The following is a 15,495-nucleotide window of genomic DNA, read 5'->3' as shown; positions in this document are numbered from 1 at the left end:
CGGACCGGCACGGGAGCGGCGACATGAGCACACACTACGATTTGATTGCGATCGGCGGCGGCAGCGCCGGCCTCGCGGTAGCCGAGCAGGCCGCTGCCCTGGGCCGGCGCGTGGCCCTGGTAGAGCAGGCCCGGCTCGGCGGCACCTGCGTCAATGCCGGCTGCGTCCCCAAGAAGGTGATGTGGAACGCGGCCCAGGCGCTCACGGCGGTAAGGCATGCCGGCGAGCATGCCATCACGGCGGCCGCCGCGACGCTGGACTGGGCGACGCTGGTGGCGCGGCGCGAGGCCTACGTGGCAGGTATCAACCGTTACTGGGACGAGTACGTGATGGACCGCCGCATCACGCGCATCGCGGGCCGGGCGCACTTTACCGATGCGCGGGGTATCGAGGTCGACGGTGCCCGCTATACGGCGGATCACATCGTCATCGCCACCGGCAGTGCGCCGATCGTACCCGCGGTGCCGGGCGCCGAACTGGGCATCACCTCGGACGGCTTTTTCGCGCTGGACCAGCAGCCCCGGCGCGTTGCCGTCATCGGCGGCGGCTATATCGGCGTAGAGCTGGCCGGCGTGCTGCAGGCGCTGGACGCCACGGTCACGCTCGTCACCCTCGAGACGCGCGTGCTGGCGGCATTCGATCCGATGCTCGGCGATCGGCTTGCCGCGCAGATGGCGGCCGATGGCATCGCGCTGCGCACCGGTTTCCAGGTCAGCCGCCTGCAGCGCGGTCCGCGGGGAATCGATGTCGTGGGCACGGACGGCACGATACTGACCGGCTACGACACCGTGATCTGGGCGGTCGGGCGGCGCGCCAACAGCGCGGACCTGGGGCTCGAGGCGGCCGGTGTGGCGGTGGGGCGCAACGGCGTGATTTCGGTCGACGCGCTTGACCGTACCGGCGTGGCGGGGATCCATGCCATCGGCGACGTTACCGGCCGGGTGCCGCTGACGCCGGTTGCGGTCGCGGCCGGGCGCCGGCTCGCGCGCCGGCTGTTTGGTGACTGCCCGGACTGCTGCATGGATTACACCCAGGTGCCGACGGTGGTGTTCGCCCATCCGCCGGTGGCCTCGGTCGGATTGAGCGAGCCGCAGGCATGGGTGCGCCACGGCGATGCCGTGACGGTCTATGAAACCGCGTTCACACCGATGCAGGCCGCCCTCGGCGGGCGGGCGGCGGTTACCGCCATGAAACTGGTATGCGTCGGCGCCGCGGAGCGGATCGTCGGCTGTCATGTGATCGGCGCGGCGGCCGACGAAATCCTGCAGGGTTTCGCGGTGGCGCTGCGCATGGGGGCGACCAAGGCCGATTTCGACGGCACGGTCGCCATCCATCCGACCAGCGCCGAGGAACTCGTGACCATGAAGCAGGGCAGGCCGGTGCATCCCGACATCCGGGCCGGCACGGCGGCGGCCGCCTGAGACCGGGACCGCTGTCCGGACCGCCCGGTGGTTTCAGGCGGCGGGCGCGCGGGCCCTGCGTACCGGCTTCACGCAGCTCAGATTGCAGGCGGCGATCGTCTCGGCGAGTACATCGATGACCTTGGGGCGCGGGAACGAGACGCGCCAGGCCAGCGCCACGGTGCGGCTCGGCACCGGATTGGCGAAGCGGCGGATCGCGAGGAGGCGCTGGCTGTAGCGGTCCGCACCCGCCGCCGTGCACGGCAGCACCGTGACGCCCAGTCCCGACACCACCATATGGCGGATCGTTTCCAGCGAGCCGCCTTCGATGCTGTTGGCGAGGCCGCCCTCCAGACCCGGCTTCGGCACGCAGGCCGGGCAGGCCTCCAGCACGTGGTCGCGGAAGCAGTGGCCGGCGCCGAGCAGCAGGACATTCTCGTGCTCGAGATGGGTGGACTTGATGGTCTTGCGCTGGGTCAGCGGATGTGAGGCCGGCATCAGGACCACGAATGGCTCTTCGTAGAGCGGCAGCGTGACCAGGCCCTGGTCCTTGAACGGCAGGGCCAGGATGATCACGTCGAGATCGCCGTGCTTGAGCTTGTCGGCGAGTGTCGCGGTGTAGTTTTCCTCGATCACCAGCGGCATGTGGGGCGCGCGTTTGCGCAGCCGCGGGATGAGGTCCGGGAACAGGTACGGGCCGATGGTGTAGATGGCGCCGAGACGCAGCGGACCGGACAGCTGGTCCTTGCCCTGCTGGGCGGCCAGGCGCACGCCCTCGGCAGCCTCCAGGGTGCGCTGTGCCTGGGCGATGATCTGTTCTCCCACCGGAGTCACCGTGATCTCGTTGGCTTGGCGCTCGAACAGCTGCACGCCCAGTTCTTCCTCCAGCTTCTTGATGGCGATGCTGAGAGTCGGCTGGCTGACGAAGCAGGCCCGGGCGGCGCGTCCGAAGTGATGTTCGCGCGCCACGGCCACGATATAGCGCAATTCGGTCAGTGTCATCGGGCGGTCTCCGGGTGGCGATAGTGTAGGACAATCATATAACTTGTACCAATCGACTGGATATATGCGATCACGGGAGCCAACCGCACCCCTGCAGCGACGGTATTCCGTGCCGGCGCCAATCCGGACCGGCGCGGCCGCCATCCTGCTGCGAGCCGCAATCCGGCGCGAATGCCGCCGGTGCGCGATGGCCCGGCAAGCGCCGCGGTTATGCGCCGGCACGGCGCGGCCGGATGTGGCAGCGCAGCTGGCATAATCCCGGTGGCGCATTGCGCGCGTCACGCACCGGCGCCGAGCGGATGTTTTCGGTCATGAATGTCGCTACAATCTGCCGCATTCTTCGGGGCGATACGGGATGGACGAAAACAACGGTTTGATCTGCGCCTGGATCCTGGACGGTCAGGGCGGCGGGCGCCAGGTCGGATGGGACGAGGCCAATACCTTCGAGGCCGCCGCTGGCAGCTGGCTCTGGTTGCATTTCGATTACGCCAGTCCAGCGGTGCACCGCTGGTTGTTCGAGGAGAGCGGCCTGTCCGCGCTGACCATCGAGGCACTGAAGCAGGCCGAGACGCGGCCGCGTGTCGTGCCGGCGGATGGCAGCCTGATGGTCTTCCTGCGTGCTGTGAACCTGAATCCGGGTGCCGAACCCGATGACATGGTGAGTGCGCGCCTGTGGCTGGACCAGCGCCGGGTGATCTCGCTGCGCCATCGCCGCCTGCTGTCGGTCGACGACCTGCGCGCCGCGCTCGCCGAGGGCAAGGGACCGGCCACGCCCGGCGACTTCCTGGCCATGTTCGTGGACGGATTGCTCGACCGCATCGATCACGTGGTCGAGGTGATCAATGACCACATCGACGAGCTCGAGGCGCCGCAACCGGACGTGACTATCCCGCAGCAGCGCGGCCAGCTGGCCGAGATGCGGCGCCAGGCGATCGCGCTGCGCCGCTTCCTCGCCCCGCAGCGCGAGGCGCTGAACCGGCTCGCCGCGGAAAATTCGCCGCTGCTCGGTGAAGAACAGCGCCTGCAGCTGCGCGAGCAGTTCGACCGCCTGACCCGTATCGTCGAGGATCTCGACGCCGCGCGCGAACGTGCCGCCGTGGCGCAGGAATCGCTGGCCAGCCTGATGGCGGAGCAGACCAACCAGCGCATGTTCCTGTTGTCGGTGGTGGCGGCGATCTTCCTGCCTTTGTCGTTCGCCACCGGCCTGCTCGGTATCAATGTCGGCGGCATCCCGGGCACCGAGAATCCGCTGGCGTTCGCGATCGTGGTGGTGGTGCTGCTGGCGGCGGGCGCGGGGCTGTGGCTGTATTTCCGCAGCCGCGACTGGTTCTGATCGCCGCATGTCGCGCACGTCCAGCAGTCCGGACACCAGGCTGGTCACGCTCGGCTGGCGCGAATGGGTCGGCCTGCCCGGGCTCGGCATCAAGCGCATCAAGGCCAAGGTCGACACCGGTGCGCGCACCTCGGCACTGCATGCCTATTATGTCGAGGCGTTCGTGCGCGCGGGCGAATCCTGGGTGCGCTTCGGCATCCACCCCCTGCAGGGACGCGATGACGTGATGGTAGATTGCGAAGCACGGATACTCGACCGCCGCGAGGTGGCCGATTCCGGTGGTCACCGCGAGCTGCGTTACGTCATCGAGACGACGGTGTGCGCGGGCAAGCAGTGCTGGCCGATCGAGCTGACCCTGACCAACCGCGATACCATGCGTTTTCGCATGCTGCTGGGGCGCACCGCCCTGCATGGCCGCTTCCGGGTGGACCCGGCGGCATCCTATCGGGTCGGCCGGCCGCGGCCGACTGACCCTGACATCGCCGGAGAAGAAGATTGAAGATCGCCATCCTGTCACGCAACAAGAAACTCTATTCCACGCGCCGCCTGATCGAGGCGGCGCGCGCGCGCGGGCACGAGGTCCAGGTGTTCGACACGCTGAAATGCTACATGGATATCGCCTCCATGCGCCCGACCATCCATTACAAGGGCGAGTTGATCGGGGAATTCGATGCCGTGATCCCGCGCATCGGCGCCTCCATCACCTTCTACGGCACGGCGGTGCTGCGCCAGTTCGAGATGATGGGTACCTGGCCGTTGAACGAGTCGGTCGCGATCTCGCGCGCGCGCGACAAGCTGCGCTCGCTGCAGATCCTGGCCCGGGCCGGCATCGGCCTGCCGCTGACCGGCTTTGCCAATTCGCCCGACGATACCGCGGATCTCATCAAGCTGGTCGGCGGGGCGCCGCTCGTGGTCAAGCTGCTGGAAGGCACCCAGGGCAAGGGCGTGGTGCTGGCCGAGACCCACAAGGCGGCCGAGAGCCTGATCGACGCTTTCCGGGAACTGAACGCCAACTTCCTGGTCCAGGAGTTCATCAAGGAGGCCGGCGGCTCGGATATCCGCGCCTTCGTGATCGGCGAGCGCGTGGTGGCCGCCATGAAACGCACGGCGAAGGAGGGCGAGTTCCGTTCCAACCTGCACCGCGGCGGCAGCGCAACCGTCATCCGGCTGAGCCCGGAAGAGCGTTCCACGGCCGTGCGTGCCGCGCGCCAGCTGGGACTGAACGTGGCCGGCGTCGACCTGCTGCGTTCCAACCACGGGCCGGTGGTGATGGAGGTGAACTCCTCACCCGGGCTGGAAGGCATCGAGCGCGCGACCGACGAGGACATCGCCGGCATGATCATCCAGTTCATCGAGAAAAACGCCCGCCGCGACCGGACCCGGACCCGTGGCAAAGGCTGAGCGCGGCAACAGCATCGAGCTCGGCGGCACCCGCGTGGCGCCGGGCTCGTGCATGACCGTCAACCTGCCGATCGGACGGCTCTACACCTACGATAACCTGACCATGCCGGTCGAGGTGGTCAACGGACGTCGGGGCGGCCCGCGTATATTCGTCAGCGCTGCCATCCACGGCGACGAGTTGAACGGGGTGGAGATCATCCGCCGCCTGCTGCGCCACACGGCGCTGAAGCGGTTGCGCGGCAGCCTGATCGCCGTTCCTGTGGTGAACGTGCACGGCCTGCTGCACCGCTCGCGCTACCTGCCGGACCGGCGCGACCTGAACCGCAGTTTCCCGGGCAGCAGCCGCGGTTCGCTCGCCAGCCGCATCGCCGACCTGTTCATGCGCGAGATCGTGGCCAACTGCACGCATGGCATCGACCTGCATACCGGGGCGGTGCATCGCGAGAACCTGCCGCAGGTGCGCGCCAACCTGGACGACCCGGCGGCGCGGGCGCTGGCCGAGGCGTTCGGCGTGCCGGTACTGCTGAACGCCGACCTGCGCGACGGTTCCCTGCGCGAAGCGGCGATGGAAGCGGGTATCCCGATGCTGTTGTACGAAGGCGGCGAGGCGCTGCGCTTCGACGAGATGGCCATCCGCGCGGGACTGCGCGGCGTGCTGCAGGTGATGCGCACGCTGGGTATGCTGCCCGCGTCGCGCCGGGCCGGTCATGGCATTACGCCGGTGGTCGCGCGCAGTTCCTCCTGGGTGCGGGCGCCGGAGAGCGGGGTGCTGCGCCTGCACACACGGCTGGGGACGCGGGTCCGCAAGGGCGACACCCTGGGCGTGATCGCGGCGCCGCTCATCGACACGGAATGCCGGGTGACGGCACCGTTCAGCGGCATCCTGATCGCCCACACCCATCTGCCGCTGGTGCACGAGGGCGAGGCGCTGTTCCACCTGGCGCGCTTTGAAAGCAACGCCGCCGTCGCCGAGCAGGTCGAGGTGCTGCAGGAATCCCTGGCGCCGGCATTGCCCGAGGACGAGGTGATCTGATCGTGAAACACTGGCAAGGGATGCTCCTGCTGCTGGCATGCGTACTGCTGCCGCTCGCCCATGCGGACGAAACCGCCGAGCGCAATGCCTGGATCGACCAGGCGCGCAGTCGTCTCGGCAGCATCGAGCAGCAGCTCGACGCACTGGGTGAATCCGTGCAGGTGCAGCGCCGCCTGCCGGGCTTCAAGGACGCCATCACGCCGGCGCGCGCCGAGGCCCGCGAATGCGTGACCGCCGAGCAGGCCAGGATCGACGAGCTGACCGCGCGCGTCACCGCACTGGGCGAACCCGGTGCGGACGAGACGCCCGAGGTGGCCGCATCGCGCCGCGAACTGGACAAGCAGCTGCAGCAGGCGAGCCGCCAGCGTGCCGACTGCGAACAGATCGCGCAGCTCGGTCAGGACCTGTTCGACCGCGTGCTCGCGATCGAGAAGGCCGCGCTGACATCGCATCTGCTGACACGCGAGCCGGCGACCTGGGAGGTGGCGACAGCCGCGCTCACCGACCCGGTCGCCTGGTCCCGGCTGGTCACCGGCCTGCTGGCGGCCGGCAGCGGCTGGGACCGGCTGGTGTTCGCGGAGCATGTCGGTGTCGTGGCGCTGCTGCTCGTGCTGTTTCTGGCCGGGCTGGGCCTGCGCCACTACTGGCATACCCGCACCATGCAGTCGGTGCACATGCGCAGCGTCATCGACACGCTGCCATGGCTGCTGCCGGCCGGCGGTGTATTCCTGCTGCTCACCGCGCTGCTGCCGCAATGGCCACCGACGCTGATCGCCGGCGTGGCGCTGGCAATGGTGGTGTGGCTGACCGCGGGCATCATCATCGACACCTGGCTGGCCGGGCGCATTGCCAAGGGCATGGCGGCACACGATGCCCGCTTGCTCGGCCGCTGGGTGCGCGTCCTGGCGGCCCTGCTGCTGCTGGGTGGCCTGCTGCTGACCGCCAACGCCGTGATCGGCCTGCCGGACCCGCATTATCTGGTACTGCGCACGGCATCGGTATGGCTGCTGGTGGTGGGGCTGATTTGGTCGGCGCTGATCCTGCGGCGCGTGCCCGGCCTGGCGGGCAGGCGGGGCGTGCGCATACTCATGGTCATGGCGGCGGTGGTGATCGCGCTGGCGGAGACCGCCGGCTACCGCAACCTGTCGGTTTACCTGCTGATCGGCCTGGGCGGGACCGCGGCCGGGCTGCTGATCGCGAAAGAGGCCAACCTGCTGTTCACGCACCTGTACGACGGGCTCGACGAGGGCACCTATGCCTGGCAGCGCGCCTTCCGCACCTACTTCGGCCTGGCGGCGGAGGAGCGCGTGCCCGGGCTGATCTGGTTCCGGCTGGCCAGTGCCCTGATCGTGTGGGCGGCCTTCCTGCTGTGGTCGCTGTGGACCTGGGGCCTGTCGGACCAGGGGCTCGGTCTGGTGCTCGACCATGTCACCGCCGGCTTCGATGTCGGCTCGCTGCATTTCGTGCCGGCCAAGGTGGTCGGCGCCATCGCCGTGTTGGCCATCGGCATGAGCCTGTCGCGCTGGATGCGCTACAAGGTGGTGCCGGAGCTGGTGCGGCGTTCGCGCCTGGACCGGGGCGGGCGCGAGGCGATCATCACCATCAGCGGTTACCTGGGTGTGCTGGTCACCCTGCTGATCGCACTCGGCATCGCGGGCATCAGCTTCGACAACCTGGCGCTGATCGCCGGCGCCCTGTCGGTCGGCATCGGTTTCGGTCTGCAGAATGTGGTGAACAATTTTGTCTCCGGCCTGATCCTGCTGTTCGAGCGCCCGGTGCGTACCGGCGACTGGATCGTGGTCGGCGACACCCAGGGTTTCGTGCGCAAGATCAGCATCCGCTCCACCCAGATCGAAACCTTCGACCGCGCCGATGTGATCGTGCCGAATTCGGAGCTGATCTCGAACAAGGTCTCCAACCTGATGCTGAACGATCCCTGGGGGCGCATTATCGTCGCGGTCGGCGTGGCCTACGGCAGCGACGTGCGGCAGGTCATCGACATCCTGCTGGCGATCGCCAACGAACACCCGGGAATACTCAAAGACCAGCCCGGGGTGCCGCCACCGCGGGCGTATTTCGTCGAATTCGGCGACAGTGCCCTGCTGTTCGAGCTGCGCTGTTTCATCCGCCAGATCGAGCGCAAGTTCGAGATCAAGAGCGACCTCAACATCGCCATCGACGCGGCGTTCCGCAAGGCGGGGATCAACATTCCGTTCCCGCAGCGCGATGTGCACCTGTATCCCGCGGTGCCGGCAGGCCAGCCGTCGGTTCCTGCGGGCAGGACTGAGGGGCAGTGAAAATAGTCGCACATCCCTGTGCGGTACTGCATCTTTCCCTGATTGAAACCGCGCTAGCAGGGCGGTTTCGATCGCTTGCGAACGGCAGCGCGCAGGAGACACATGACATCTTCCCCGACCTGCCTGCTGCGCCGTTCGCGGTTGCGATTCTTCGCGGGCCGAGACGTTGCGCGGGTGTCCGTTTCCGTTTTCGCGCGCGCCCTTACAGGGCGTGCACGGGGCCGAAGTACAGTACGCAGACGGCGATCAGAAACGTGACAAACAGAAAATTCCATTTCCACATGCCTGGTCTTTCCTCCCCTGGTTGTACTGGATCCAGAATGACGAAGACGTTCCGATACGGCTTTGCAGTCTTATGGGCTAGCAAGATCCGGACCAGCCCGGCAAGGGCAATATCCTGCTGATATTTCACGGCTGGACAGGCATCTCGTGCATGACATGTCTGACAGACTTGTCGTACATGACATGTCAGCGCGGGGGGTGTCATGTCAGGTGGCGTGCGTAAGCGCCGCGCCAGGCGACGCGGGGCAGGGGCTGGGGGCGGTGCCCGGCCGGGTGGCCGGGTTGCGCCGCCGCAGGTTCGCAGGCCGCTCAGTGACAGGTGCTGCAGCCGATGGGCGTGCCCTTGGGTACGGTGACGGTACCGCTGCCGTCGGTCCGCAGGACCCGGTCCGCCTTGGCCAGGGACAGGACCGTCCCGGTATTGCTGGAGCGTGAGCCGGGGCCGTGACAGGCCGCGCAGCCGGAACGGTCCACATTCTCGTGACCGCCGCGGGCGAAGGCGGTATCGCCACCCACGGGATGCATGCCATGTGGTCCGCCGAGCGTGTTCTGGTTGTTCATCGTCGTGCCGTGGCAGGTGCTGCACTCGATCAGGGTGCCGGTGTGGCCCTGTAACTGGGTGGCAGTGATATTGTCATTGGCATTGGGATTGGCATTCGGCCACTCCGCGTGCGTGGCGCCATGGCAGCCTTCGCACATGACACCGCCATGGCCGGTGCTGACCCGATAGAGCTGCGGATTGCCCGCACCCGGATTGCTGAAGCCGTTGAAACTGGCGGGCACGGCGGGTTCCGCGAAACGCTTGTTGCCCGGTACGATCGGCGTGGCCTTGGCATCGCCGCTGCGCCAGGCCTGGCGCAGACGGATGCCATCGCGGTTGCCGTAGGGGTCCACCGGGGACCAGGGTGCCCGAGCTGCCCGCCAGGTTGCTGCCGGCGTCGCCGGTGTGGCAGGAGCCGCAGCCGGGTTCGTTCGCCCAGGGTACCCGCGGCTGGGGATCGCCGGGGTCGTAGAAATCACCGCCCAGCACGAAGGCGCCGGGATTGGCCGGGGAGACGCCGGCGGAGAAGTCGGCGCCCACCTGCAGCATGGCGCCGTGACAGTCGTTGCACAGCATGCCGGCATTGAACATCGCGCCGCGCAGGCACTGCGTGTTCCTGCCCGGGTGACACTGGTAGCAGGTGTCCTCCAGTACCGCCAGCCGTGCGGCCTGGTTGGTGATCAGGCCGCTCGCGTTCTGCTGCGGTGCCGGCATGGCCGGGAACAGGCTGCCGAACTGGCCGTGATGGTTATGCATCACGCGCGAATTGCTCTGGTGCGCCACCTGATTGCGGCCATTGGCCTGACTGCCGGGCGGGCCGGCCTGGGGGCCGACATGCGCCAGGTCCAGTGCCGGGGTGTAGTGGCAGACCTGGCAAACCACCGGGATCTGCTGCACCAGCGCCCGGTTGGTCAGGCAATTCGCGTCGCCGTTGCCGCCGTTGGCGTTGATGTCGCAGGGTGTCGGGGCATTGCCGGTATCGACGTAGGCGGCGCCGTGCCTGAGATCGTGCAGCCGCAGGATGTTGATGTCGGCGGCATACTCCACGCTGACCTTGGCCGGCAGATTGCCGTCCGGGTCGTCGAGGCTGGTCGCCACGGGCAGCCCCGCATTGGCCAGCGCATTGGTCGGTGCGGCGGTGCGGCTGTTTTGCACATCGGCCGGGTCGGCGTGACAGTTGGTGCAGCTGGCCTCGCCGGAGATCGGCAGCACCGTATCCACGGTCGCCAGCGTGTTCGCGCCGCTCTTGGCCGCGACCCGCACCAGCGGATAGGCGTTCTCGCGGCCGCTGTCATCGAATGCCGCGAAGGGGATGCCGGCGGCCTCGAACCAGTTGACGTTCTCCGCCACGTAGCCGAACGGGAAATTCACGAAGAACGGCTTGTCGTTGTAATGCTCCTGTGCGGTCTGCGGCGCATTGGCCGTGTAGGGATCGAGCAGTCCCGGCATGGCATGCTGCACCGCGCTCAGGAATTCGTCCCCGCTGTTCACCACACCGTCGGGACCGATGTAGAGGTCTTCCACGTTGGGCACCGGCAGTCCGATGTCGGGGGTGACCGGGAAGCCGCCGCCGGCCAGCGGGGTGATGCCGAGGCCGCCCGGGTAGAAGGCATCGTAGGTGCCCAGGGCGACCGTTGCCCAGAAGTTGGTCTTGTAGGTGGTACCGTCGAGCTTGAGTCCCGTGACGGCGCCGGCCTGTCCCAGGATCGGATCGGCCGGATTGAAGGTGGCGGAGTACTCCAGGCTCACGCCGGCGGGATTGATCGTCGGACGGCTGCCCTTCTGGATGACCTGTGCCAGCAGGACCTGGAACGGCGGCAGGATACTGGCGATGCGGGTGTCGAGGTCGCCGCAGTGCATGCCCAGATCGTTGATCGCCAGCACGCTGTAGTTGCCGCCGCTGACCGGGGTCTGCTGAGGCACCGTGCCGGTGACGGGTTGCAGCGAGTCCTGGCTGGTGGAGTTGATCGAAAGGGCGGGCGGGGTGCCGCCGCCGGTGACGATGATGTTCCTGCGCTGCGTGCTGCAGGCTGCGCCCGCGCTGTCGGTGGCGCTCAACGTCGTTTGGTAGACGCCTGCACTGCCGTAGCTGACCGGTCCCGGATCCTCGCTGCTTGCGCTGGCGGGAGTCCCGCCCGGGAATGTCCAGCGTATGGTGAGCGTGTCGCCCGCGTCGGGATCGGTTACCGTGCCGCTGTAGTTCACGCTGCCGCCTGCCGGGATGGTGACGTCGGTGGCGGGCGTATCGATGCTGCACACCGGGGGGTTGTTGAGGCTGACGCCGCCGCCGCTGTTGCTGTCCTCTTCGCCGCTGCCGCCGCCACAGGCGCTCAGGCCGAGTACCAACGCGGCGATGACAGGCCGGGAGAACTGCCGGATGTCCCGGAAGCGGGACCAGCGCATTGTAGACATGTTGACCACCACTGTTTGTTGTTATCGCGGGCCGTTGAGGCCGGATTCTTATTAGTACGTCCTGGACCTTAAGGAACGATTAAGCAGGACGCAAAACTCTTGCAGAAGATAAATGATCAAACGGATATAAAACAATAGAAAACAGGTATTAATTGAAGTAACTTGTCGTCAAGGTCCGGCGGGTGCCGGCCGCGCTCGCTACGATTCGCGCAACAGTCGCCCTGCCAGGTAACGCAGCTGACGGCCTGCCTTCTCCGGCAGCGCGGTGTGTTCCCGGTCGGCGATCATCTCCACGAACACGCAACCGGCCGGCCTGGCGCCGAGGGTGCGCGCGGTTTCCCGCAGTTGCTGCTGGGTCGAGTAATACAGGCGTCCCATCAACCCGGGCGTCGCGCTGCTGGAGATCAGCAGCGCCGGCCGGGTGTGCTGCCGCTGCGCCGCCGTGTGCTCCCCCGCTGCGCGGTGACACCGCGCATAGGTCATCAGTTTCACCATGAAATGCATGAATACGCTGCTTGCGGTATAGATGTTGGCGGGGGAGGCGAGGATGAAGCCGTCGGCGGCATGGATCCGGTCCAGCAGGGGGTGCATGTGATTCTTCATTACGCAGTCCGCCGGCATGTCTTCCGCCGCCTGGATGCAATGCCAGCAATCGAGACAGTCGCTGACGGGGAGCTCGCGCAGCAAGGTGGTCTCGGTCGTCGCACCGGCATCCCTGGCGCTGTGTGCCGCCAGCTCGACCGCCTGGTCGATGACGCTGTTTTCACGGTAACAGCCGTTGATGGCGAGCAATCGATACATGGCATCCGGATTCAGACGGGTGTACGGATACCATAAATTATCCATCGGGCAGCGTGAAGGCATAAAGCCGGATTTCGGCTACTATCAGGAAACGGGCCGGTCGGTGACCGGCAGCAATCGAGGGTTGCCGCCATTCCCGTCCTGAGCCCATACCGACGCCTGTCCGCCATCCTGCTGGTCGGGGTGCACGCCCTGGCTGCGGCCGGCACCGCTAGCGGTCCGGCGGCAGGCACGGCCGCAATCGCCCGCGCCCTGGCGCCGCGGGTCGAGGCGCTGATGACACGCACCAAGCCGCCCGACTGGGAGGCCCGGCATGCGTGCCTCTACTATGCGTTGTCCGGCCAGTATCTGCTCGCGCGGGCGGGTATCGAGGCGACGCTCGTAACCGGACAGGTGAGTTTCGCGCCGGACACGCCGCGCCGGCACCGCATCTGTCCGCATGCCTGGCTGGAGACGCCGGACTACCTGATCGATTATGCGATCCTGCCGCGCCGCGGCGAAGTCGCCGTCATACCGCAGCGGTGGGTCGCGCATGACCTGCGCGATGTGCACCCGGGCAGCACCGCGGTCCTGGCGCTGCCGCGTCCGCGGGATCCGGATCATCTGCGTTATCTCGCCCGGCATCGGGCGCGCTTCGCGCGGATCCTGCGGGAGTCGGCGGGCAGCGAATGACAGTCGGCGCGGTACCGCGCCGGCGGGGGCTGTCCCGCCACGGCACGCCTGCGTTGTTGCAGGCCTTGCCTGCCGCTGGTGCGTATGACGGACGCTGCCAGCAACGTGCGCCGCTGCACGCGCATGCGTCGTCGCAGGCGGGCGACACGACAACAATCCGAGTTTCCTGCAGTTAACCCCGGCCCGGTTGCTGACGTCGTCATCCGGAAACAATAGGTCGCCTGACGCGCGGTCACCCGCGCCTGCGTGCTGGCCGTGACGCAGTCAGCGCGGACCGCGGCGCGGATCGATGACGTTTGCTATCTCCTTGATCGACGGTTCGTTCCGCTGACTCCGCTGACAGGATGGTCACGCCTGCGTCGCGGCGGGCGGGCTGACTGTCAACACTGGCATAACCCTTGCTATTGCAGGTGTGTTGTCCCACAAACAAGGAGAGCCGGATGAACAACGCACAGGTGAACGCTATCAGGACCAAGATCGACATCGTGTTGCATGTGGATGAGCTGCTGGATGAACAGAACCGGCGGCGCGTCGAGCACGCCATCTGCAGGGCGACGGGTGTGGAGCGCGCGCGCTTCAATGACGAGCGACAGCACCTGCTGATCGTTGGCTATGATCCGGTCCAGATCAATTCAACGCAGATCCTGAAACTCGTCCAGCAGCACGACCTGAGTGCCCAGCTGATCGGGGGTATCTGAGCCGTTGCCGATGCGCGGCGTGGCAGCAGGGGCGGATGCACTGCCGGATCGGTCACGCTATCCGGCTGAGCGCACCGTCAGGCTGTCGCGTCGCGCGTCACTCGGGCAGGTTCGGCCAGCGTCGATGCTGATCGAGCCAGCGCAGTCCCAGCCAGTACCAGATCGTGATCGGGAGCATCATGGCGAACCAACTCCAATCGTCGACCAGGAACAGCTGCTCCAGCCACGCGGGCCCGGGCAGGTACCTGGCCCAGGGTATGCAGTAGAGCGTGAATACGAGCGATGCGAGGATCAGCAGCAGCGCACCCCGGCGCGTGCTGATATTGGTGAAGGCGAGGCGTACCCAGACAGGCGTGCGTTCCGTGTTGTTCATGTTGCGGCCCTGCATATGTAATGCATTTACCATAAATTTATGCACTTGTTACCGCGTTGTCATTACTACCTATGTACTAGAACAAATCGAAAGTATAGGTTTTTTCCATTTGCTCGATGGCTCGTGCCGCATGCTGGCGGAGTGGCGGGATCGCCCGGCATGCCGCGCAGCCAGCGGTCCGCGCCCGCTGCGCCAGCCGGGCCACGGTGCGCGGGTGTCAGGGGTAGACTAGCGCCTGGTGACCCAGACTTCCTTCAGGTCGAGGCGCTGCTTGATCGTATCCACCTGCGCACGGGCTGCCTCCGCCGTGGCGAAACCGACGGCCTGTACACGCCAGAAATCCTTGCCCTTGACGTTGACCGCCTGCAGTTCGACGGCGATTGCGCTGGCGCGGACGCGGGCAGCGAAGGCCTCTGCAGCGCTCTGGCTCTGCATCGAGGCCAGGTTGATCACCCACGCGTTTTCCGCACCGCCAGCCGGGGCGGTCGCAGGCTCGCCGGTGACGGTGGGCACGGCAGCCGGCACCGTGCCGTTGGCTGCGGCGGGCCTGGCTGCACCGGACTCCGGGGCGGCTGGTGTGTCCTGCCGGCCCGCAGCGGTGGGGGTGTCGGGTAGGGGTTTGGATTCGGTGTCCGTGATGTCGCTACCGTCCACGTTCTGTACCACCGGTCGGGGCACGACATTGACGCGGCTGGCGAGCTGCAGGCCGGCCGGTGATGTTGCGGAGGGATCCGGTATGCCACGGGATTGCGCTGGGCCGCCGTCCGCGGCGGGCAGGGTGTCGGACAGCAGGCGCGTCCGGTGCAGGCCGGACCCGACCGCGCCGATCGTGGCGTACAGCTCGCGCATGCGCTCGCTCGGGTGGTCGCGGCGTTCCGGCTGCCCGCTGGCGGCGGCTGTACCCCCGAACACGCTTGCCAGCCCGTCCTCGAATGCGGTGTGGCTGGCGGCGGCTGGGATATGAAAGGATCCCGCCAGCCCGGCGGCCGCCAGGGGCGCCAGCCAACCGCTACCTGCCAGCAGCGTCCGCCAGGGCCGTGCGCGGTGCAGCCGCCGGCGCTGGCCGGCGCTGGCCGCCACCGCCTGCCTGCTTTCCGCTTGGTGCGTGCGCGCTGCCTGTCGTGTATGCGCTGATTCCGTTTTCTGCTTGACCCAATCCATGCACGGCTCCGGCCGGTGGTTCCGAGGTGATGGCAGGGACTGCAGACGGGTGCCGTGTGCCGGTGACCTTTATATCGCCCGGTGTGGGC

14 protein-coding genes are annotated in these 15,495 nt (G+C 67.3%); 8 read left to right on the top strand and 6 right to left on the bottom strand.

Translation table 11 applies throughout. From position 1 onward, the window contains the following. The first annotated feature begins 23 nt into the window (after window positions 1–23). Window positions 24–1,421 (top strand): glutathione-disulfide reductase, encoded by a 1,398-nt coding sequence (gene gorA, locus R3F42_12585; protein MEZ5542862.1) that lies wholly within the window; start codon window positions 24–26, stop codon window positions 1,419–1,421. Between the two features lie 33 nt (window positions 1,422–1,454). Here gorA and R3F42_12580 read toward each other — a convergent pair whose 3' ends face one another. Next, window positions 1,455–2,402 (bottom strand): hydrogen peroxide-inducible genes activator, encoded by a 948-nt coding sequence (locus R3F42_12580; protein ID MEZ5542861.1) that lies wholly within the window; start codon window positions 2,400–2,402, stop codon window positions 1,455–1,457. Window positions 2,403–2,757: 355 nt separating this feature from the next. Between R3F42_12580 and R3F42_12575 the strand changes: the two genes are divergently transcribed. The 5 genes from R3F42_12575 to R3F42_12555 are packed head-to-tail and all read left to right on the top strand — an operon-like array spanning window position 2,758 to window position 8,466. After that, the gene (locus R3F42_12575; protein MEZ5542860.1) at window positions 2,758–3,735 is read left to right on the top strand and encodes a zinc transporter ZntB; all 978 of its coding nucleotides are present in this window, start codon (window positions 2,758–2,760) and stop codon (window positions 3,733–3,735) included. Window positions 3,736–3,742: 7 nt separating this feature from the next. Then, on the top strand, window positions 3,743–4,234 hold the full coding sequence (locus tag R3F42_12570; protein MEZ5542859.1) for an ATP-dependent zinc protease: 492 nt from the start codon (window positions 3,743–3,745) through the stop codon (window positions 4,232–4,234). Then, on the top strand, window positions 4,231–5,136 hold the full coding sequence (gene rimK / locus R3F42_12565) for a 30S ribosomal protein S6--L-glutamate ligase (protein ID MEZ5542858.1): 906 nt from the start codon (window positions 4,231–4,233) through the stop codon (window positions 5,134–5,136). Before R3F42_12570 ends, rimK begins: the two co-directional genes overlap by 4 nt. A gap of 52 nt (window positions 5,137–5,188) precedes the next feature. Continuing rightward, the gene (locus R3F42_12560) at window positions 5,189–6,169 is read left to right on the top strand and encodes a succinylglutamate desuccinylase/aspartoacylase family protein (GenBank protein ID MEZ5542857.1); all 981 of its coding nucleotides are present in this window, start codon (window positions 5,189–5,191) and stop codon (window positions 6,167–6,169) included. 2 nt (window positions 6,170–6,171) lie between these two features. Then, window positions 6,172–8,466: a mechanosensitive ion channel gene (locus R3F42_12555; GenBank protein MEZ5542856.1), complete on the top strand. Its 2,295-nt coding sequence runs from the start codon at window positions 6,172–6,174 to the stop codon at window positions 8,464–8,466. A 591-nt stretch (window positions 8,467–9,057) separates the two neighbouring features. Here R3F42_12555 and R3F42_12550 read toward each other — a convergent pair. From R3F42_12550 to R3F42_12540, 3 genes are all read right to left on the bottom strand, one after another. After that, complete coding sequence (locus R3F42_12550; protein MEZ5542855.1) at window positions 9,058–9,447, bottom strand: hypothetical protein; 390 nt, start codon at window positions 9,445–9,447, stop codon at window positions 9,058–9,060. Next, a complete protein-coding gene (locus tag R3F42_12545; GenBank protein ID MEZ5542854.1) occupies window positions 9,383–11,701 on the bottom strand; it encodes a PKD domain-containing protein in 2,319 nt (772 codons plus the stop codon). The genes R3F42_12550 and R3F42_12545 overlap by 65 nt, the downstream gene beginning before the upstream one ends. 198 nt (window positions 11,702–11,899) lie before the next feature. Then, window positions 11,900–12,547 (bottom strand): NAD(P)H-dependent oxidoreductase, encoded by a 648-nt coding sequence (locus R3F42_12540; GenBank protein ID MEZ5542853.1) that lies wholly within the window; start codon window positions 12,545–12,547, stop codon window positions 11,900–11,902. A 138-nt stretch (window positions 12,548–12,685) separates the two neighbouring features. Between R3F42_12540 and R3F42_12535 the strand changes: the two genes are divergently transcribed. Together R3F42_12535 and R3F42_12530 are read left to right on the top strand one after the other, a co-directional pair. Beyond that, window positions 12,686–13,174, top strand: a complete 489-nt coding sequence (locus R3F42_12535; GenBank protein MEZ5542852.1) for a lasso peptide biosynthesis protein — start codon at window positions 12,686–12,688, stop codon at window positions 13,172–13,174. Between the two features lie 440 nt (window positions 13,175–13,614). Then, entirely contained in the window at window positions 13,615–13,872 is a 258-nt protein-coding gene (locus R3F42_12530; GenBank protein MEZ5542851.1) for an ATP-binding protein, read from the top strand. Window positions 13,873–13,969: 97 nt separating this feature from the next. Here the strand turns inward: R3F42_12530 and R3F42_12525 are convergent, their stop codons facing one another. Together R3F42_12525 and R3F42_12520 are read right to left on the bottom strand one after the other, a co-directional pair. Next, complete coding sequence (locus R3F42_12525) at window positions 13,970–14,245, bottom strand: hypothetical protein (GenBank protein MEZ5542850.1); 276 nt, start codon at window positions 14,243–14,245, stop codon at window positions 13,970–13,972. A 228-nt stretch (window positions 14,246–14,473) separates the two neighbouring features. Beyond that, the gene (locus R3F42_12520) at window positions 14,474–15,406 is read right to left on the bottom strand and encodes an SPOR domain-containing protein (GenBank protein MEZ5542849.1); all 933 of its coding nucleotides are present in this window, start codon (window positions 15,404–15,406) and stop codon (window positions 14,474–14,476) included. Window positions 15,407–15,495: the final 89 nt, after the last annotated feature.

The organism is Pseudomonadota bacterium, from assembly GCA_041395565.1.
GTDB lineage: Bacteria > Pseudomonadota > Gammaproteobacteria > UBA9214 > UBA9214 > UBA9214.
This window is presented reverse-complemented; position numbering and strand designations above follow the sequence as displayed.

What these genes read in the sequence shown, in the direction of transcription:
- R3F42_12545 (MEZ5542854.1), bottom strand. Translation starts at nt 11,701, where the DNA reads ATGTCTACAATGCGCTGGTCCCGCTTCCGGGACATCCGGCAGTTCTCC.
- R3F42_12520 (MEZ5542849.1), bottom strand. Translation starts at nt 15,406, where the DNA reads ATGGATTGGGTCAAGCAGAAAACGGAATCAGCGCATACACGACAGGCA.
- gorA (MEZ5542862.1), top strand. Translation starts at nt 24, where the DNA reads ATGAGCACACACTACGATTTGATTGCGATCGGCGGCGGCAGCGCCGGC.
- R3F42_12580 (MEZ5542861.1), bottom strand. Translation starts at nt 2,402, where the DNA reads ATGACACTGACCGAATTGCGCTATATCGTGGCCGTGGCGCGCGAACAT.
- R3F42_12530 (MEZ5542851.1), top strand. Translation starts at nt 13,615, where the DNA reads ATGAACAACGCACAGGTGAACGCTATCAGGACCAAGATCGACATCGTG.
- R3F42_12575 (MEZ5542860.1), top strand. Translation starts at nt 2,758, where the DNA reads ATGGACGAAAACAACGGTTTGATCTGCGCCTGGATCCTGGACGGTCAG.
- R3F42_12540 (MEZ5542853.1), bottom strand. Translation starts at nt 12,547, where the DNA reads ATGGATAATTTATGGTATCCGTACACCCGTCTGAATCCGGATGCCATG.
- R3F42_12560 (MEZ5542857.1), top strand. Translation starts at nt 5,189, where the DNA reads ATGACCGTCAACCTGCCGATCGGACGGCTCTACACCTACGATAACCTG.
- R3F42_12550 (MEZ5542855.1), bottom strand. Translation starts at nt 9,447, where the DNA reads ATGTGCGAAGGCTGCCATGGCGCCACGCACGCGGAGTGGCCGAATGCC.
- R3F42_12525 (MEZ5542850.1), bottom strand. Translation starts at nt 14,245, where the DNA reads ATGAACAACACGGAACGCACGCCTGTCTGGGTACGCCTCGCCTTCACC.
- R3F42_12570 (MEZ5542859.1), top strand. Translation starts at nt 3,743, where the DNA reads ATGTCGCGCACGTCCAGCAGTCCGGACACCAGGCTGGTCACGCTCGGC.